This is a genomic window from Pseudomonas sp. Ps21-P2 (assembly GCF_039672565.1).
Lineage (GTDB): Bacteria > Pseudomonadota > Gammaproteobacteria > Pseudomonadales > Pseudomonadaceae > Aquipseudomonas.
The window spans coordinates 260186-278459 of record NZ_JBDFPL010000004.1 but is presented as its reverse complement, the minus strand read 5'-3'; the positions used below and the strand labels follow the sequence as shown (position 1 = coordinate 278459).

The 18274-nt window shown below is 61.4% G+C and carries 15 protein-coding genes and 1 pseudogene; 7 read left to right on the top strand and 9 right to left on the bottom strand.

Features of this window, described 5'->3' with window-relative positions; all coding sequences use genetic code 11:
- Positions 1-4: 4 nt before the first annotated feature.
- Complete coding sequence (locus ABEH28_RS12345; protein WP_192170787.1) at positions 5-1627, bottom strand: methyl-accepting chemotaxis protein; 1623 nt, start codon at positions 1625-1627, stop codon at positions 5-7.
- Between the two features lie 343 nt (positions 1628-1970).
- Positions 1971-2729 carry a tellurite resistance TerB family protein gene (locus ABEH28_RS12340; RefSeq protein ID WP_346630054.1) on the bottom strand — a complete coding sequence of 253 codons (759 nt, stop codon included), beginning with the start codon at positions 2727-2729 and terminating at the stop codon, positions 1971-1973.
- A gap of 256 nt (positions 2730-2985) precedes the next feature.
- On the opposite strand from ABEH28_RS12340, the gene ydcS reads away from it, so the two are divergent.
- The 6 genes from ydcS (at position 2986) to ABEH28_RS12310 (ending at position 7672) form a co-directional block, all read left to right on the top strand.
- The gene (gene ydcS, locus ABEH28_RS12335) at positions 2986-4137 is read left to right on the top strand and encodes a putative ABC transporter substrate-binding protein YdcS (protein ID WP_346630053.1); all 1152 of its coding nucleotides are present in this window, start codon (positions 2986-2988) and stop codon (positions 4135-4137) included.
- 3 nt (positions 4138-4140) lie between these two features.
- Positions 4141-5202 carry an ABC transporter ATP-binding protein gene (locus tag ABEH28_RS12330; protein ID WP_346630052.1) on the top strand — a complete coding sequence of 354 codons (1062 nt, stop codon included), beginning with the start codon at positions 4141-4143 and terminating at the stop codon, positions 5200-5202.
- 31 nt (positions 5203-5233) lie between these two features.
- Positions 5234-6154 (top strand): ABC transporter permease, encoded by a 921-nt coding sequence (locus tag ABEH28_RS12325; protein ID WP_346630231.1) that lies wholly within the window; start codon positions 5234-5236, stop codon positions 6152-6154.
- Positions 6144-6953 (top strand): ABC transporter permease, encoded by an 810-nt coding sequence (locus ABEH28_RS12320; protein WP_346630051.1) that lies wholly within the window; start codon positions 6144-6146, stop codon positions 6951-6953. Before ABEH28_RS12325 ends, ABEH28_RS12320 begins: the two co-directional genes overlap by 11 nt.
- 141 nt (positions 6954-7094) lie before the next feature.
- The gene (locus tag ABEH28_RS12315) at positions 7095-7349 is read left to right on the top strand and encodes a type II toxin-antitoxin system HicA family toxin (protein ID WP_346625565.1); all 255 of its coding nucleotides are present in this window, start codon (positions 7095-7097) and stop codon (positions 7347-7349) included.
- Positions 7346-7672 carry a type II toxin-antitoxin system HicB family antitoxin gene (locus ABEH28_RS12310; protein ID WP_192170782.1) on the top strand — a complete coding sequence of 109 codons (327 nt, stop codon included), beginning with the start codon at positions 7346-7348 and terminating at the stop codon, positions 7670-7672. The genes ABEH28_RS12315 and ABEH28_RS12310 overlap by 4 nt, the downstream gene beginning before the upstream one ends.
- Positions 7673-7721: 49 nt before the next feature.
- On the opposite strand, the gene ABEH28_RS12305 is transcribed toward ABEH28_RS12310, so the two are convergent.
- From ABEH28_RS12305 to ABEH28_RS12295, 3 genes are all read right to left on the bottom strand, one after another.
- On the bottom strand, positions 7722-8828 hold the full coding sequence (locus tag ABEH28_RS12305) for an NADH:flavin oxidoreductase/NADH oxidase (protein ID WP_346630050.1): 1107 nt from the start codon (positions 8826-8828) through the stop codon (positions 7722-7724).
- Positions 8829-9014: 186 nt separating this feature from the next.
- Positions 9015-10724: a single-stranded-DNA-specific exonuclease RecJ gene (gene recJ, locus ABEH28_RS12300; RefSeq protein WP_282373304.1), complete on the bottom strand. Its 1710-nt coding sequence runs from the start codon at positions 10722-10724 to the stop codon at positions 9015-9017.
- Positions 10725-10814: 90 nt separating this feature from the next.
- Positions 10815-11357: a YaeQ family protein gene (locus tag ABEH28_RS12295; RefSeq protein WP_192170779.1), complete on the bottom strand. Its 543-nt coding sequence runs from the start codon at positions 11355-11357 to the stop codon at positions 10815-10817.
- A gap of 200 nt (positions 11358-11557) precedes the next feature.
- Here ABEH28_RS12295 and ABEH28_RS12290 point away from each other — a divergent pair, with 200 nt between their 5' ends.
- Entirely contained in the window at positions 11558-12454 is an 897-nt protein-coding gene (locus ABEH28_RS12290) for a TIGR02285 family protein (protein ID WP_346630049.1), read from the top strand.
- A 194-nt stretch (positions 12455-12648) separates the two neighbouring features.
- Here ABEH28_RS12290 and ABEH28_RS12285 read toward each other — a convergent pair whose 3' ends face one another.
- The 4 genes and pseudogenes from ABEH28_RS12285 to ABEH28_RS12270 all read right to left on the bottom strand — a co-directional run bounded on the left by ABEH28_RS12285 (position 12649) and on the right by ABEH28_RS12270 (position 18272).
- The gene (locus ABEH28_RS12285) at positions 12649-12945 is read right to left on the bottom strand and encodes a DUF3509 domain-containing protein (RefSeq protein ID WP_346630048.1); all 297 of its coding nucleotides are present in this window, start codon (positions 12943-12945) and stop codon (positions 12649-12651) included.
- Between the two features lie 219 nt (positions 12946-13164).
- Positions 13165-15231: pseudogene (locus tag ABEH28_RS12280) on the bottom strand (transporter substrate-binding domain-containing protein); the annotation flags it as partial.
- A 176-nt stretch (positions 15232-15407) separates the two neighbouring features.
- Positions 15408-16817: a threonine synthase gene (gene thrC, locus ABEH28_RS12275; RefSeq protein ID WP_346630047.1), complete on the bottom strand. Its 1410-nt coding sequence runs from the start codon at positions 16815-16817 to the stop codon at positions 15408-15410.
- A gap of 150 nt (positions 16818-16967) precedes the next feature.
- Complete coding sequence (locus ABEH28_RS12270; protein WP_108120894.1) at positions 16968-18272, bottom strand: homoserine dehydrogenase; 1305 nt, start codon at positions 18270-18272, stop codon at positions 16968-16970.
- Positions 18273-18274 lie beyond the last annotated feature (2 nt).

The following is an 18274-nucleotide window of genomic DNA, read 5'->3' as shown; positions in this document are numbered from 1 at the left end:
TGACTCAGACCTTGAAACGCGAAACGCCGCTACGCAGCCCCACCGCCACCTGGCTGAGCTCGTCGATGGCGAAGCTGGCCTGACGCAGGGATTCGACGGTCTGGCTGCTGGCATCACCCAACTGCACCAGCGCCTGGTTGATCTGTTCGGCGCCAGTGGCCTGGGCCTGCATGCCTTCGTTGACCATCAACACACGCGGCGCCAGGGCCTGCACTTGATGGATGATCTGCGAAAGCTGCTCGCCGACTTGGGTCACTTCGTACATGCCGCGACGCACTTCTTCGGAGAACTTGTCCATGCCCATGACGCCCGCCGACACCGCCGACTGGATCTCGCGAACCATCTGCTCGATGTCGTAGGTGGCCACGGCGGTCTGGTCGGCCAGACGCCGGACTTCGGTGGCGACCACGGCGAAACCACGGCCGTATTCGCCGGCTTTTTCCGCTTCGATGGCGGCATTGAGCGACAGCAGGTTGGTCTGGTCGGCGACCTTGACGATGGTCACCACGACCTGATTGATGTTGCCGGCCTTCTCATTGAGGATCGCCAGCTTGGAGTTGACCAGATCGGCCGCGCCCATGACCGAGTGCATGGTTTCTTCCATGCGCGCCAGGCCTTGCTGACCGGAGCCCGCCAGGACCGAAGCCTGATCCGCCGCTGAGGTTACTTCGGTCATGGTGCGCACCAGATCCCGAGACGTTGCGGCAATTTCCCGCGACGTGGCGCCGATTTCCGTGGTGGTCGCAGCGGTCTCGGTGGCCGTCGCCTGTTGCTGCTTGGAGGTGGCAGCAATCTCGGTCACCGATGTGGTCACCTGAATCGACGAGCGCTGGGCCTGGGACACCAATGCCGCAAGTTCGGCGACCATGTCGTTGAAGCCAGTCTGGACCGATCCGAATTCATCGTTGCGATCCAGCGCCAGCCGCGTGCTCAGGTCGCCGGTGCGCATGGTCTCGAGAATCTGCACGATGCGATTCATCGGCGCCAGAATCGCGCGCATCAGCAACAGGCCGCACGCGGCGGCCGCCAGCAAGGCAATGATCAACGAAATGCCGAGGGTGATTTTGGCGCTGGAGACGGCGGCTTGAATGGCGTCGGACGCCTTGTCGGCGACCACCTTGTTCTTGGCGCCGAGTGCGTTGAGCTGTTTACGACCCTCAAACCACGTGGGGGTGAGTTGCTCGGCGAAAATCCGTTGGGCCAGCGCGTAGTTGTCGCCCTGATAAGCCGCGAGCACACCGTTGAGCACGAGCTGGTAGCGTTCGCGCAATTGCAGAAACTGGGCGAAGTCGTTGCGATCCGATTCGTCGAAGATGCTTTTCTGGTAATTGACGATCTGCGCCTGCAGGCGGTCTTCGAATTCTTTGTACTGGTCTTCTTCAGCGCTGGTGAGGTCGCGACCGGCGCCTTCACTGAGCAAATGCTGGGTGGCTACGTAGCTTTCGACCCAGGCGCCGCGCACGGTGCTGCTGTAGAAAACGCCGGGCAGCGCGTCCAGTCGTACGGCATCGCCGCTGCTCTCGATCACCAGCAGGCGATTGAACGACACGATCACCATCAACAGCATGATGGCGATGATGACAGCGAAGCTCGCCAAAATCCGTTGACGCAACGTCCAGTTCTTCACAGTCAGCCCTCAAGGGTTCAACGCCGGCATGACCGGGTTCAAGAAGCGGACCGACGGACGGTCCAAAGCGAGCGGGAGTATAGCCTAGTGACTTCCCAATAAACGGGCTGTTTCCGACAAGGAAAACGCCATATCACACAGCCAGATCGGAAGTGTCTTACACGCTATCGGCTTGATGTGGCGTTGCTTGATGGTACGAGTGCGTTGTTGGCGGATGCCTGCAGCGGACGTTCAGCGACGGGGGAGAAATGCGGGTCAGGCCCCAACGGTTGTTGGGCCTGACCCGCAGGTTTGCGGGTGTCGGATGGTGTATCCGGGACGGGTGGCTGGACAGGCTGACGGTTTAAGGCTGCGCCTGACGCACTTGGTGCTCAAGCTCGGTCTTGAGGGCGGGATCGAGCTTCAGCTGCTTGGCGAGTTCGTCCAGGTAAGCGCGCTCCATGAAGTGTTCTTCGTCGACCATCATCACGCTGGCCAGGTACATCTCGGCGGCGATTTCCGGGGTCTGCGCCGCGCGGGCGACATCGGCCGGGTCCAGCGGCTTGTTCAGTTCAGCGTGCAGCCATTGCTGCAGTTCGTTGTCGCCGGTGATGCGGGTGAACTCGCCTTCGATGAGTTCGCGTTCACGGTCGTCAACGTGGCCGTCGGCCTTGGCCGCTGCCACCAGCGCCCGCAGGATGGCCTCGCTGTGCTGCTCGACCTGGGCCGGCGGCACGCGGTCCACGGTTTGCGGCTCAACCGGTTGCGCCACACCCTGACTCGCCTGCCAGTTTCCGTAGGCCTTGTACGCCAGCACGCCCAACGCTGCGAGCCCGCCATAGGTCAGCGCTTTGCCGCCCATTTTGCGTGCGCCTTTGTTGCCCATCAGCAAGCCCATCGCGCCCGCTGCCAACGCGCCGCCACCGGCCCCGGAGAGCAGCCCGCCAAGGCTCCCGCCCAACTTGCCGCCCAGGCCGCTGCCACCGACTTTGCCGAGCAGATCGCCGAGACCGCCCTGCCCGTTTTGCCCGCTTTTGCCGCTCTTGTCGTGAGCGCCGGCCTTGTTTTGCAGCAGGTCCTGGCCGGATTTCAACAGTTGATCGAGTAAACCGCGCGTGTTCATGACTTCACCTTCAGAAGGGGGACAGACGATTCGACCCGCAGGTTAAGGCGAAGGCACCGACGCGCGCCGGGCGGGTTTGCTTCTGAATGTTGCGGCAACTGAGCGTCCAGAGGCCGGATGGGTTTTGACTCAACCGCATCCGCCTTGCACGAATGGGCGCGGTATTTGCTGCGCCAAGTTTGTCGAGGATCGAACGGGGCACTACGCTCTGCACCACCGATCTCTGCCCAAACAACCACCATGAGGCAAACCCACCATGTCTGTGCACAAGACTGCGATTCTCAGCGCCGTGATTACCGCCCTATTCACCAGCGGCGCGGTGCAGGCCGCTGAAGCACTCACGGCGGTGGGCGATGGCGAGGGGCAACTGGATATCGTGGCGTGGCCGGGCTACATCGAACGCGGCGAAAGCGACAAGGCCTACGACTGGGTGACCGGCTTCGAGCAGGAAACCGGCTGCAAGGTCAACGTCAAGACCGCCGCAACCTCCGACGAGATGGTCAGCCTGATGACCAAGGGCGGCTATGATCTGGTCACCGCGTCGGGCGATGCGTCGTTGCGACTGATCGCCGGCAAGCGTGTGCAGCCCATCGACCCCACGCTGATCCCGAACTGGAAGACCCTCGACCCGCGCCTGAAAGACGGCCCCTGGTACACGGTGGAGAACAAAACGTACGGCACGCCTTACCAATGGGGCCCGAACGTGCTGATGTACAACACCAACGTGTTCAAGACGCCGCCGGTGAGCTGGAGCGTGGTGTTCGAGCCGCAGGATTTGCCCGACGGCAAACCGAACAAGGGTCGGGTCCAGGCCTATGACGGGCCGATCTACATCGCCGACGCCGCGCTGTACTTGAAGACCGCCAAACCGGAACTGAACATCGTCGACCCTTACCAGCTCACCGAGACCCAATACAAGGCGGTACTCGACCTGCTTCGCGCTCAGCAGCCGCTGATTCACCGCTACTGGCATGACGCAACGGTGCAGATGAGCGACGTGAAAAACGAAGGTGTGGCAGCGTCGAGTTCGTGGGGTTACATGGTCAACGGGCTGGTCGCCGAAAAGCAGCCCGTCGCCTCGACCATCCCCCAGGAAGGCGCCACCGGCTGGGCCGACACGACGATGTTGCACGCCGAGGCCAAACACCCCAACTGCGCCTACAAATGGATGAACTGGTCGCTGCAACCGAAAGTTCAGGGCGACGTTGCGGCCTGGTTCGGCTCCCTGCCGGTGGTGCCTGACGCCTGCAAGGGCAACGAACTGCTCGGCGCCGAGGGTTGCGAGACCAACGGGTTTGACCTGTTCGACAAGATCGCCTTCTGGAAAACACCCCAGGCCGAGGGCGGCAAATACGTACCGTACAGCCGCTGGACGCAGGATTACATTGCGATCATGGGCGGGCGTTAAGCCATGACCCACGCTGTCCAGTTCACCCAGGTCTCGCGGCTGTTCGGCGAGGTGAAAGCCGTGGACCGGGTGTCCATCGACATTGAGGACGGCGAGTTCTTTTCCATGCTTGGCCCTTCAGGCTCCGGCAAGACCACCTGCCTGCGCCTGATCGCAGGCTTCGAGCAACCCAGCGCCGGCTCGATTCGCATTCATGGCCAGGAAGCCGCCGGTCTGCCGCCGTACCAGCGTGACGTCAACACGGTGTTTCAGGACTACGCGCTGTTTCCGCACATGAACGTGCGGGACAACGTTGCCTATGGCCTGAAAGTCAAAGGCGTCGGCAAGGCCGAGCGGATCAAGCGAGCCGACGAGGCCCTGAACATGGTGGCGCTCGACGGCTATGGCGTGCGCAAACTCGTGCAACTGTCCGGCGGACAGCGCCAGCGTGTGGCCCTGGCGCGTGCACTGGTCAATCGGCCGCGGGTGCTGCTGCTCGACGAACCCCTCGGCGCCCTCGACCTGAAGCTGCGCGAACAGATGCAAAGCGAACTGAAAAAGCTGCAGCGCCAGCTGGGCATCACCTTCATCTTCGTCACCCACGACCAGACCGAAGCGCTGTCGATGTCGGACCGGGTCGCGGTGTTCAACAAAGGCCGCATCGAGCAGGTCGATACGCCGCGCAATCTGTACATGAAACCGGCCACGACTTTTGTGGCGGAATTCGTGGGCACCTCCAACGTCGTGCGCGGCGAACTGGCGCAGGCATTGACCGGCAGCCCGGGCGCTTTTTCGATTCGGCCCGAGCACATCCGTTTTGCCGAGAGCGGCACTGCGACGCACGACATTCAGCTCAGCGGCGTGCTGCACGACATTCAATATCAGGGCAGTGCCACCCGCTACGAGGTCAAACTGGACAACGGCCAGACGCTCACTGTCAGCCAGGCCAATAGCCAATGGCTGGACACCGGGGCGCGCTATCAGCCGGGGCAACGCCTGACGGCATGCTGGGCGCGGGAAGCGATGATTGCGCTACATGACGCGCCACGTGAGTCGCCAGAAATCGCGACGGGCGAGGCGCATTGAGATGGGTCAGACGTTCACTGGCTCGGCGCCAATGCAACGGCAATCGCCACTCCGGCGCTTTTCCAGCCTGCTGTATCGACGCCCAAATCTTTACCTGTCACTGCTGCTGATCCCGCCGCTGCTGTGGTTCGGCGCGGTTTACCTCGGCTCGCTGCTGGGCCTGTTGTGGCAGGGCTTCTATACCTTCGACGACTTCAGCATGACCGTGACGCCGGACCTGACCCTGGCGAACTTCGGCGCGCTGTTCAACCCGGCCAACTTCGACGTCATCCGCCGCACCCTGAGCATGGCGGTCGCAGTGTCCATCGCCAGCGCCATCATCGCCTTCCCCATCGCGTATTACATGGCGCGCTACACCACCGGCAAAACCAAGGCGTTCTTTTACATCGCGGTGATGATGCCGATGTGGGCCAGTTACATCGTCAAGGCGTACGCGTGGACGCTGCTGCTGGCCAAGGGTGGCGTCGCGCAATGGTTCGTTCAGCATCTGGGATTGGCGCCGGTGTTGCAGGGGCTGTTGAGCGTGCCCGGCATCGGCGGCAGCACCTTGTCGACCTCGCATCTGGGGCGATTCATGGTGTTCGTCTACATCTGGCTGCCGTTCATGATCCTGCCGATTCAGGCTTCCCTCGAACGCTTGCCGCCGTCACTGCTGCACGCCTCCGCCGACCTTGGCGCCACGCCCCGGCAGACGTTCATGCAGGTGATTCTGCCGCTGTCGGTGCCTGGCATTGCAGCGGGCTCGATCTTCACGTTTTCGCTGACGCTGGGGGATTTCATCGTGCCGCAACTGATCGGCCCGCCGGGCTACTTCATCGGCAGCATGGTCTACGCCCAGCAAGGCGCCATCGGCAATATGCCGATGGCAGCAGCGTTCACGCTGGTGCCGATCGTGCTGATCGCGGTTTATCTGGCCATCGTCAAGCGTCTGGGGGCTTTCGATGCACTCTGATAAAGCGTCGTGGGCCCTGAAGATCGCAGCCTGGGGCGGTCTGGTGTTTCTGCACTTTCCGATCCTGATCATCTTCGTCTACGCCTTCAACACCGAAGACGCCGCCTTCAGCTTCCCGCCGAAAGGCTTCACCCTGAGGTGGATCGGCGTGGCATTCGCGCGGCCTGACGTGCTGGAGTCGATCAAGCTTTCGCTGCAAATCGCCTGCGTCGCCACGCTGATCGCACTGGTGCTCGGGACGCTGGCCTCGGCAGCGTTGTACAGGCGGGACTTCTTCGGCAAGGACGGCATCTCGCTGATGCTGATTCTGCCCATCGCCCTGCCCGGCATCATCACCGGGCTGGCCTTGTTGTCGGCGTTCAAGACCCTGGGGATCGAGCCGGGCATGTTCACCATCATCGTCGGCCACGCGACCTTCTGCGTGGTGATCGTCTACAACAACGTTATCGCCCGCCTGCGCCGCACATCCCACAGCTTGATCGAAGCCTCGATGGACCTCGGCGCCGATGGCTGGCAGACCTTCCGCTACATCATCATGCCCAACCTGGGCTCGGCGCTGCTGGCCGGCGGCATGCTGGCGTTTGCCCTGTCGTTCGACGAAATCATCGTCACCACCTTCACTGCCGGGCATGAGCGCACATTGCCCATCTGGCTGCTCAACCAACTCAGCCGCCCACGGGACGTGCCGGTAACCAATGTCGTGGCGATGCTCGTGATGATAGTGACCATGCTGCCGATCCTCGGCGCGTACTACCTGACGCAGGGCGGGGAAAGCGTGGCGGGGAGTGGGGGGAATTGAGCGGGTTGGGGCAGCGTGCTTCCCACGACGGGAGGCAGATAGGGCGAGCTGGGCGGGATTAAGACGCAGGAGCCCTGACGAGTCTCCTTTTCCTACAACATCGCACTAGGCTCGGGCTTGTCAGTATCATATTTTGATACCATGAATAATCGACAAGCTGGCACCTTAAAAATCGTGTTCTCCAAACCCGTCCCCCATAACCTGGAATGGAGTCGACTGGAGTCGCTCTTCGCGGCGTTAGGCGCAAAAACCATAGAAGGCAGTGGCTCAAGGGTCAGGTTCGAACTCAATGGCGTAGTGGCGACCTTTCACCGGCCGCACCCGGACAAGGGTGCGAAGCCGTACCAGGTTCGTGACGCGCGAGCGTTCCTTGAGCACGCAGGAGTTACTCCATGAACATCATGAACTACAAAGGCTACTCAGCCCGGATCAACTACAGCGATGAAGACGGCCTCTTCGTAGGGCATGTCGCGGGGATCAAAGACGTGATTGGCTTTCATGGCCAGTCGGTACAAGAGCTACGATCGGCGTTTGAAGAGGCGGTGGACGACTATCTTGAAGTCTGCGAACGCTTGGGCCGTGAGCCACAGAAAACCTATTCCGGAAAACTGAGCTTACGGCTGGAACCTGAGTTGCATGCAAGCGTGGCGTCACAAGCGGAGTTGGCGCATAAAAGCATCAACCAATGGGTCAGTGACCTGCTTCGGCAAGCCATCTGACCCCATATTTATAAGCGAATAGCCTATACAGGCGTTCCGCGCCTGCGCCTCAATCCCGTAAATCCGACTCATGAATCGGCTGGTCGCGGTGCGTTGCCCGCTGGTATTGCGCGGGCCATGTGGCCTGGCGTCCGCCCAGATGTTCATCGGCACGCAGCGGCCAGTACGGATCGCGCAGCAGTTCGCGGGCGAGGAAGATCAGGTCAGCCTGGCCCGTCCGCAGAATGGTGTCGGCCTGGGTGGGTTCGGTGATCATGCCCACGGTGCCGGTGGCAATGCCGGATTCGCTGCGCACTCGAGCGGCGAATTCGGTTTGATAGCCCGGGCCCACCGGAATCTCGGCTTTGGCCGCAGTGCCGCCGGAAGACACATCAACCAGGTCGACGCTCAGCTCTTTCAAGCGTTTGCCCAGCTCGACGGTTTCGTCCGCGTTCCAGCCGCCTTCCACCCAGTCGGTGGCCGAGACGCGCACGAACAACGGCAGGTCTGCGGGCCAGACTTCACGCACGGCCTTGGTGATTTCGAGGGTCAGGCGGATGCGGTTTTCGAACGAGCCACCGTATTGATCCTGACGCTGGTTGCTCAGCGGCGACAGGAACTGATGCAGCAGATAACCGTGGGCAGCGTGGATTTCGACCACTTTGAAACCTGCGGTCAAAGCACGTTTGGCAGCATCGACGAAGGCCCTGATGATGTCCTGAATCTGGGCCTCATCCAGCGCCGTAGGCACGGTGTAGGTCGGGTCGAAAGCGATCTTCGAGGGGCCCCAGGTCGCCCAGCCGCCTTGGTCGGCAGGGATGGCGCCGCTCTGGCTCACCCACGGCCGCCATGTACTGGCTTTGCGTCCTGCATGGGACAGCTGAATGCCGGCCACCGCGCCTTGGGCGTTGATGAATCGAGTGATGCGCTGGAGCGGCTCGATTTGCTCGTCGTTCCAGAGGCCGAGGTCTTCCGGGGTGATGCGCCCGTACTGGGTTACCGCCGCCGCTTCGGTGAAAATCAGCCCGGCGCCGCCGACCGCGCGACTGCCCAGATGGACCAGATGCCAGTCATTGGCCAGGCCGTCGGCGCAGCTGTACTGACACATCGGCGAAACCACAATGCGATTGCGCAGGGTCAGCTGGCGAAGGGTGTAGGGTTCAAGCAGCAGGCTCATGGGCACCTCTCAGGTCGTGTGGCAGGTTCCATACGTTGCGAACCTTGAGCCTAGTCGACAACCCGAGCTAAGTGAGGGTTCACTCATTTCCCGGCGTAAGCCAGACATCCTGAAACAACGCGTTCACCTGTAGGACTGGCTTTAGCCGGGAAGGCGTCAGTGGCCACACCGCACGCTGATCACAGTTCAGCGCGGTGAAAGATGAACCACCATCAGTTGCACGGTTTCGTTGCCGCGGAATTCGTTCAGGTCCAGCTTGTACGCCAGCTCGACCCAGCGCACGGTCGGGTTGGGCCATACGTCGCGATCGACGCTAAAGGCGATGCCTTCGAGCTTGACGCTGCCGCATTCGGTCTTGAGTACCATCTTCAGATGGCGCTCGCCGACCACTCGCTGCTCCACCAGCTGGAACACGCCATGGAACAATGGCTCGGGAAAGTGCTGCCCCCACGGGCCGGCGTTGCGCAGCGCACGGGCCAGTTCCAGGTGAAACTCTTCGACGGCCAGTGTGCCGTCGGACAGCAGCCGGCCGGTCAGGTCTTCTTCCTTGAGCTGGCGGCGAACTTCAGCATCGAAGGCCTCGGCGAATGCCGGGAAGTTGCCTTCCGGCAGCGACAGCCCGGCCGCCATCGCATGACCGCCGAACTTGCTGATCAGCTCCGGATGTTTAGCCGCCACGGCATCGAGCGCGTCGCGGATGTGAAAGCCCGGCACCGAACGCGCCGACCCCTTCAGCACACCCTCGCCTGCGCTGGCGAAGGCAATGGTCGGGCGGTGATAACGCTCTTTCAAACGCGAGGCCAGAATGCCGATCACGCCCTGGTGCCATTCGGGTTCGAACAGACACAGACCAAACGGCATCGACTCCAGCGGCAGGTCCTTGAGCTGGGCGAGTGCCTCGCGCTGCATGCCCTGCTCGATGGATTTGCGGTCCTGATTGAGCTCGTCCAGACGCACGGCCATTTCCCGCGCCTCGGTCTCGTCATCGCAGAGCAGGCATTCGATGCCCAGGCTCATGTCATCCAGGCGCCCGGCCGCGTTCAGGCGTGGGCCGATGATGAACCCCAGGTCGGTGGAGGTGATGCGCGAGGCCTCGCGACGGGCGACCTCGAGAATGGCGCGCAACCCCGGACGGGCACGACCGGCGCGGATGCGCATCAGCCCCTGGTGCACCAGAATCCGGTTGTTGGCGTCCAGCGGCACGACGTCGGCGACGCTGCCCAATGCCACCAGATCCAGCAACTCGCCCAGATTGGGTTGAGCGCGGCCCTCGAACCAGCCGATGTCCCGCAGTCGTGCGCGCAAGGCCATCAACACATAAAAAATCACGCCAACGCCGGCCAGCGACTTGCTCGGGAAGGTGCAGCCGGGCTGGTTCGGGTTGACGATGGCATCGGCCGCCGGCAATTCGTGGCCGGGCAAGTGGTGATCGGTGACCAATACCTGCAAGCCCGCCGCCTTCGCCGCTGCAACGCCTTCAACGCTGGAAATGCCGTTGTCCACGGTCATGAGCAAATCAGGCTGGCGCTCAAGGGCGACCTGGACGATTTCCGGTGTCAGGCCGTAGCCGAATTCGAAACGGTTCGGCACCAGATAGTCCACATGCGCCGCACCGAGCAGACGCAGACCTAATACACCCACCGTGCTGGCCGTCGCGCCATCGGCATCGAAGTCGCCGACGATGAGGATGCGCTGACGCTGCTGCAATGCAGTCACCAGCAAATCGACGGCGGCCTCGATGCCCTTGAGCTGTTGGTAGGGAATCAGCCGGGCGAGGCCCTTGTCGAGCTCTTCCTCCGAGGCCACACCGCGCGCTGCGTATAACCGGGTGAGCAAAGGCGGCAGATCGCCAAGAAAAGGCAGGGTGTCAGGTAACTCGCGTGGTTCGATGCGCATTCGGGTTCCGCTGGTGTTCTCGTTGGGGCCGGTTGGGTGTAGCGATGCCACCGCGATGCCGCTGTTGTAGCGTCGCAATGCAGGACTGAATCAGCCCCGCTCGCCTGCCAGCCACTGCAGTTGCACTTCGTGCTGGCCGCGATCATCGGTGACGAAGATCGTGCCTTCGCTGATCATCACGTCCCACTTGATCACTCGGGGCATGTCCTTGGCCAGGATTTCCAGTGCCTCCTGGGGGACCGAAGCGATATTGACGTTCTTCAGCGTCTTGATCGCCGGTATGACCTTGCCTTCCCACACCCGCAGACTGCCATAGGCCAGCAGGCTGGTGCGTTCGGTGCGGCGCGAGCACCACGTCAGGCGGTCGGCGTCGGGCTGGCCCACTTCGATCCAGTGCAGCACGCGATCGTCCAGACTCTTTTCCCACAACGCAGGCTCGTCGACGTCCGACAGACCACGGCCAAACGACAGATGCTCGTTGTACCAGAAGGCGTAGGCCAGCAGGCGCACGGTCATGCGCTCTTCGGTCTCCGAAGGGTGACGCGCGATGGTCTGCTTGACGGTTTCGTAGACCCCGCGATCAAGGTCGGTGAGATTGAGTTCGAACTTGTAGGTCGTGGACGGTTGGGCCATGAACGGGCTTCTAGTAGAGACGGGAAAGGCGGCAAGTCTACCCGATGCAGCCCCGTTGAACGACCGAACTCGATGAGCGATGCGGCTCGCCCTTCAGATCGGAGCTGGGGCACAACGTTCGCGAGGCGTTACTCATGCCCCCATGACATGTGTTAAATAAATGAGGCACATCACCGATTCCTTGCTGCGAGACGCTGTCGATGAGGGTCAACGCTTCCATGCATGTCACCGGTTCCCGAATGCGCGCCGTGCTGCTCGCTGCTCTGCTCATTAGCCTGCCCGGTACCGCGTCGGCACGTGAAACGCTGATCTGGCTGCTGCGCGACTTCCCGCCCCTGACTATATTTTCGGGCCCATTGGCGGGCCAGGGCGCCATCGACAAGCTGATGCCTGAGCTGACCGCCCGGATGCCGGAATACGATCACCAGATCATGCACGTCAATCGCGCGCGCGGAACGCAGATGCTCAATGACCCTGACGTGTTCGCTTGCGACCCGACCCTGCTGTGGACGCCCGAGCGCGACAAAACCATGTTGTTTTCCATCCCCTCCTATGCCACGCCCAGTAATGGCGTGACGATCGAGCGCAGCCGCCATGCGCTGTTCGCACCTTTCATCGACGCCGACGGCCGCCTCGACCTCGCCGCCCTGCTGGCCAGCGACAGCGTTGATGTCGGCATCGTCGGCGAACGCAGCTACGGCCCGGTCATCGATAAAGTGTTGCGCGAGACCACTCGCCCCAAACGTCTGATCCTGCACTACGGCAACACGGCGGTGGGCAGCATGCTGGAGATGGAGCGGCTTGATCGCTTTCAAGCGATTATCAGTTACTGGCCGGAAGCCCGATTTCACGCTCAGCAACAAGGCATTCCCCTGGATGCGCTGGAATTTCTCCCGGTCAAGGGCGTGCCCAAATACCAGTTTGCTCACATTGCCTGTTCGAAGACCGAGAAGGGACGCGCGGCGATGGAGATCATCAACCGGGAAATGCGTGTGCTGCGGGTGACGCGGCTGATCGGGTTTTATGCGGAGTGGATGGTCAAGAAGGAGGAGTATCTGCGCGACGCCCAGACATTTTTTGAGGAGCCGCCGAACTGACCCGGCATAGACCCGCGGCCTGGAGCGAAAAGCCGAATTTCAGACAAAAGAAACCCCGAGCAGCGGGGAGACTACTCGGGGTCAACCGTGGTCCATCTTGGACCCGTACGGCAGGCAGCATGAACATCGGAGCACAATGCCTGCGCCTGCCGTAACTGATAGGAGCCTACTGAATCGAGAAGGTTCCCCGCAGCTCAGACGAAAGGTCGAGCTGCAGCGTAAGCAGCGGACTGGGACACATTGCGCATGGCTGCGATGACACAAGGCTCAATGCGCCCTTCTGCCACCATCAAATCACGGTGAAGACCATCTACCACGTCAGTCAGCTGGCGCTTGTCGCCCAGTTGCGACGCAGAAAAAACACGCTCGATCACTATCGCACCCGCTGGATTTTTCAGCGTCACCAGACGCTCGCCCAGAATACCGGCAGGGCCAATTCTCACCTGATAAGGGGACAGCGCTTCGCTCAGTAGCAAGCTGATATTTTCCATCCGGATCACCACTCAACAATTTGAATGCAAAGGTGCTAACCAATGACCATTGGCAGCAGCGGAAAGTTCTGCGCACTGTGGCGAGTTGACACATGCGCACTGCCTGCCGCAGTTTGATTCCGGAGCATGCCTGCCGAATGTGACAGGCAGAATTCACGCCCCTGACGTCTTCGCCTGCTCCAGGTCGTTGAGCAACGCCTTCAACTGGCCTGCCGCCTGCTCGGCCGCAAGACGGGCATCGTGCAACTCACCTTCCAGACGCTTGCGTTCGCTGATGTCCATCCAGCCGCCGAGCAAGCCCTGCAGCTGACCGTCCGCGCGGTGGAAGGGGGCCGTCCATTCCGAGACGTCGATCTGACGTCCGCCCAGCCGCAGTACCCGCTCGGTAAACACACGCTCCCGCGTCTCCAGCATTTTCATGTAGTCAGCGTGCATCTGCTGGGCGAGGTCGCCGGGAATGAGGTCAACATCGATCAGGCGACGACCCTGCAATTGCTCGTAACTGATGCCGAAAATTTCCTCATAACTGCGGTTGCAGGCGACAAGACGGCCCTGAAGATCACGCACGTAAATCGGATTGGGGATGCCGTCGAGCAGTATCCGCTTGAAGGCAAGCTGGTCACCCAGTTGCGCCTCGGCGCGCTGCCGCTGGTGAATCTGAAACTTCAGGCGGCTGCTCCAGGCCAGTGACACCAGCCCCAGCAGTAAGGAAGCGCCAGTGAGCCAGTATATCCAGGCGGGAATGCGGTTCCAGACCGAGGGGTGAGGATTCGCCGCGCCGAGCCATTTCAGGCGGATCGCACGCATTTCAGCCACCGGGAATTCCTCCAGAGCCTTGTTGAGTATGCCGAGCAATTCGGGCTGGCTTCTGACGACCGAAAATTTGTCCGGCGACCACATGCCCTCGACGCTGCGTCCGACCTTCAGCTCGCCCAATGGATACAACCACGCGCCGGCCTCGTTCTGGATGGTCGCGTCGGCGTCGCCCTTCTCCACTAGTCGGCGGGCATCCTCATAGGTCGCCACAAGCTTGAGCTGGATATGCGGATAGCGTTGCTGAATGAACCCGAGCAACGCGTGTCGTGCGGGAAGCGCCAGCACCTTGCCGGTCATGTCCGACAGCTGGAAGGACGGGTTACTGTCAGCGTGCACGAGAAAGACCCAGTTGTTGCCGCCAAATGCGTAGGTGAAATTCAACAGCCCTTTGCGTTCCGGGTTTTCGGCCAGCGTGGTGTTCATGTGTGCACTGCCGTCCGTCAACGTCTCCAGCAAATCTTCGGTCGAGGCCGATTCCTGATACACGAACTGCAAACCGGTCATTCGCGAAATACGCGCGAGCACATCCACGTTCAAACCCACCCAGCGACCTTGAGCATCCTTGTAGACGTAGGGAGGGTGCTGGGTGGAGGCGACGATGACCTGCGGATGTCTGCGAATCCACCGCCGTTCGATCGCGTTGATGTTCACCTGCCGTCGGGCAAGATCGGCGCCCAACCCGAGGGTCCAGCGCCCCTGGATTTCACGGATGACAGCGTCGTCCACGCCTTCCAGCGCTCGGTCGAAGAGCGCCCGCAGCGTCGAGTCTTGCTCCCGGAATGCAAATGAAAAGCCTGTGGATGGCAGCAGGCTGTCGAACTTGGTCTGTAAACCGAGGTAAGGCCGCAACAGGCTGTAAGACCGCACCGTCAGCTCATTGGCAATGAATGCGTCGGCGGAGTCGTTCGCCAGTGCCTCCATCGCGCTGTACAGCGTGGGCGCGACGACGATCTCGCTGTCCGGATAGAGCCGCTGAACCTGCGCTTCGTCCGCATAACCGTCCAGCAGCAACACGCGCTTTCCTCTCAGCGAAGGGTGCAGGTCAGCGTCGTTGCCTCTGCCAAATACCACTGTTCGGTCAGGAATGTAGTCCCGGCTGAATGCCAGTCCGGACGTTTCTCGCTCGAAACCGTTGGCGCTGGTCAGCAAGTCGATTTCTCCGGCCAGCAATGCGTTGACCGCTTGGGCGCGCTTTGCGAACCCGCGTATCTGCACGGGCATGGAAAGCCGCGCACTGATCAGGCTCAGGTAATCCGCGCTGATGCCCTGATAGCGATTATGGTCGGTGGTGATGTCGATGGGCTCATGGTCAGCAACGGAAATGCCGACTCTCAGCACCTTCCGTGCGTTCAGCCACTGGCGGTCCGCCTCGTCAAGAACAAGCGGCTGCTGCGCCACGAAGGGCGCGCTCAGGCCGAACCGCAAGTTCTCAGCTGCATGGCCTGCGCGACTGCAGATGCACATGAGCATCAGCAACGCCCACAGCGCCGGTTGGAGATTCGGGATGCGGCTGCAAAATGCCGCTGAGTAAAAATGTTTAACAACCACGGGCTTATACCGAAAAAAGAAAATTCTTCGGAAGTGTGGCACGCAGAAAAAACAAGGCCCGCTGCGAGGCGGGCCTTAGTTGTTACACGGCGATACGGTCAGAGAGGTTTGCCACGATTACCGTGCTGGCTGACAAAGGCCTGCATGGCTTTGAGGTCATTTGGCAGAACAGTGCAGCGCTCGTCTCGCTCGAACAAATCAGACAAATGTGCAGGCAGCTCAAGCGCTTTTCCTACACCGGCTTTCAGCACGGCGTCCGGGAACTTGACCGGATGCGCCGTTCCCAGGATCACCATTGGCGTGTCCAGGCTGCGGCGGCAGTCCCGCGCGGCTTTCACGCCGATCGCGGTGTGCGGATCGAGCAGCTCGCCGGTGCTGGCGAACACTTCAGCGATGGTCTTGCAGGTGTCTTCGTCACTGACCGCCAGCGAATCAAACAGCTTACGGGTCTCGGTCCAGCGGTCTTCCTGAACGCTGAAACCGCCGCCCTGCCTGAAGTTGGCCATGAGCTCGGCAATCGCCCCGCCGTTGCGACCGTGCATGTCGAACAGCAGACGCTCGAAGTTGGACGACACCATGATGTCCATCGACGGCGACAACGTGGCGTGCAGGGTTTCCTTGACGTACTGATTGCCGCTCATGAAGCGGTGCAGGATGTCGTTGCGGTTGGTGGCAACCACCAGCTGGCTGATCGGCAAGCCCATGTTGCGAGCGAGGTAACCGGCGAAGATGTCGCCGAAGTTGCCGGTCGGCACGGAGAACGCCACCGAACGCGCCGGGCCGCCCAACTGCAGCGCCGCGTGGAAGTAGTAAACGATCTGGGCCATGATCCGCGCCCAGTTGATCGAGTTCACCGCGACCAGACGCGTGCCCTTGAGGAAGCTCTGGTCGGCGAAGCTGTTCTTGACCATTTCCTGGCAGTCGTCGAAGTTGCCTTCGATCGCGATGTTATGGATGTTCTCGCCGAAGATGGTGGTCATCTGGCGGCGCTGAACATCGGACACGCGGTTGTTCGGGTGCAGGATGAAGATGTCGACGTTATCGCAACGACGGCAGCCTTCGATGGCGGCCGAGCCGGTGTCACCCGAGGTGGCGCCGATGATGACCACGCGTTCGCCGCGCTTCTCGAGCACATAGTCCAGCAGACGACCCAGCAGTTGCAGGGCGAAATCCTTGAACGCCAGGGTCGGCCCGTGAAACAGCTCCAATACCCACTCGTTGCCGTTCAGCTGACGCAGCGGCGCAACCGCAGCGTGGGAAAACACGCCGTAGGTTTCTTCGAGAATCTTCTTGAAATCCGCGTCGGGGATGCTGCCCGTCACGAACGGACGCATCACGCGAAAAGCCAGCTCGTGATAAGGCAGGCCGGCCCAGGACGCGATCTCTTCCTGCGTAAAGCGCGGCAGGTTTTCCGGCACATACAGACCGCCATCGCTTGCCAGACCGGTCAGCAGCACATCTTCGAAATTCAGGGCCGGTGCCTGGCCGCGGGTACTGATATAGCGCATTTTTCAAACCTTCGGTTTGGGCGGCGAGCTCAAAGAGGCCAGCTGCAAGTCAAAACGGTTTGTCTTTGACCTGCAGCCCGGGGCCCGAAGCTCACCGCGATATAAGTTTGCTGTTACTTGCAGCTTGCCGCTTAACGCTTGCGGCTCGTCTCAGTTCAGATGCTCGACGCGGATGCGCACAACCGGTCCGGCAACGTCTTCCAGCGCTTCCAGCGCTTCGATCGCATCGTTCATGCGTTTCTCGACCACGCGGTGGGTCAGCAGAATCATCGGCACCAGGCCGTCATGTTCTTCGACTTCTTTCTGCATGATCGATTCGATGTTGATGCCGCGCTCGGACAGAATGCTTGCCACCTGGGCCAGCACGCCGGGATGATCCTTGGCCTGGATGCGCAGGTAGTACGCGCTTTCGCACGCGTCGATCGGCAGGATCGGGTGAGCGGACAGCGAATCGGGCTGAAAGGCCAGATGCGGAACGCGGTTTTCAGGGTCGGTGGTCAGGGCACGAACCACATCGACCAGATCAGCCACGACGGATGAAGCGGTCGGCTCCATGCCGGCACCTGCGCCGTAGAACAATGTCGAGCCGGCGGCGTCGCCGTTGACCATCACGGCGTTCATCACGCCATTGACGTTGGCGATCAGACGGTCCGCCGGGATCAGGGTCGGGTGAACGCGCAGCTCGATACCGCTCGGCGTGCTGCGGGCGACGCCCAGATGCTTGATGCGGTAGCCCAGCGCTTCGGCGTAATTCACGTCGGCGGTGGTCAGCTTGGTGATGCCTTCGGTGTAGGCCTTGTCGAATTGCAGCGGGATGCCAAAGGCGATGGACGCCAGAATGGTCAGCTTGTGCGCCGCGTCGATGCCTTCGACGTCGAAGGTCGGATCGGCTTCTGCATAGCCCAGCGCCTGCGCCTCAGCCAGGACGTCCGGGAAGGTGCGGCCCTTTTCGCGCATCTCGGTGAGGATGAAGTTGCCGGTGCCGTTGATGATGCCGGCGACCCAGTTGATGCGGTTGGCCGACAGGCCTTCACGAATGGCCTTGATCACCGGGATACCGCCCGCCACCGCCGCTTCGAAAGCCACGATGACGCCCTTCTCCCGGGCCTTGGCGAAAATTTCGTTGCCGTGCACGGCGATCAGCGCCTTGTTGGCGGTGACCACGTGCTTGCCGTTTTCAATGGCCTTGAGCACCAGTTCGCGGGCGATGGTGTAGCCACCGATCAGCTCGATGACGATGTCGATTTCAGGGTTGCTTGCCACGTCGAACACGTCGGTCGTGGTCGGGGTACCGGTAATCTGGCAATTGGGGTTTGGTGTACGCATGGCAATCTGCGCCACTTCGATTCCACGCCCGGCACGGCGGGCAATTTCCTCGGCGTTACGCTTTAGCACATTGAAGGTACCGCCACCGACAGTACCCAGCCCACAGATGCCTACTTTGACCGGTTTCACTA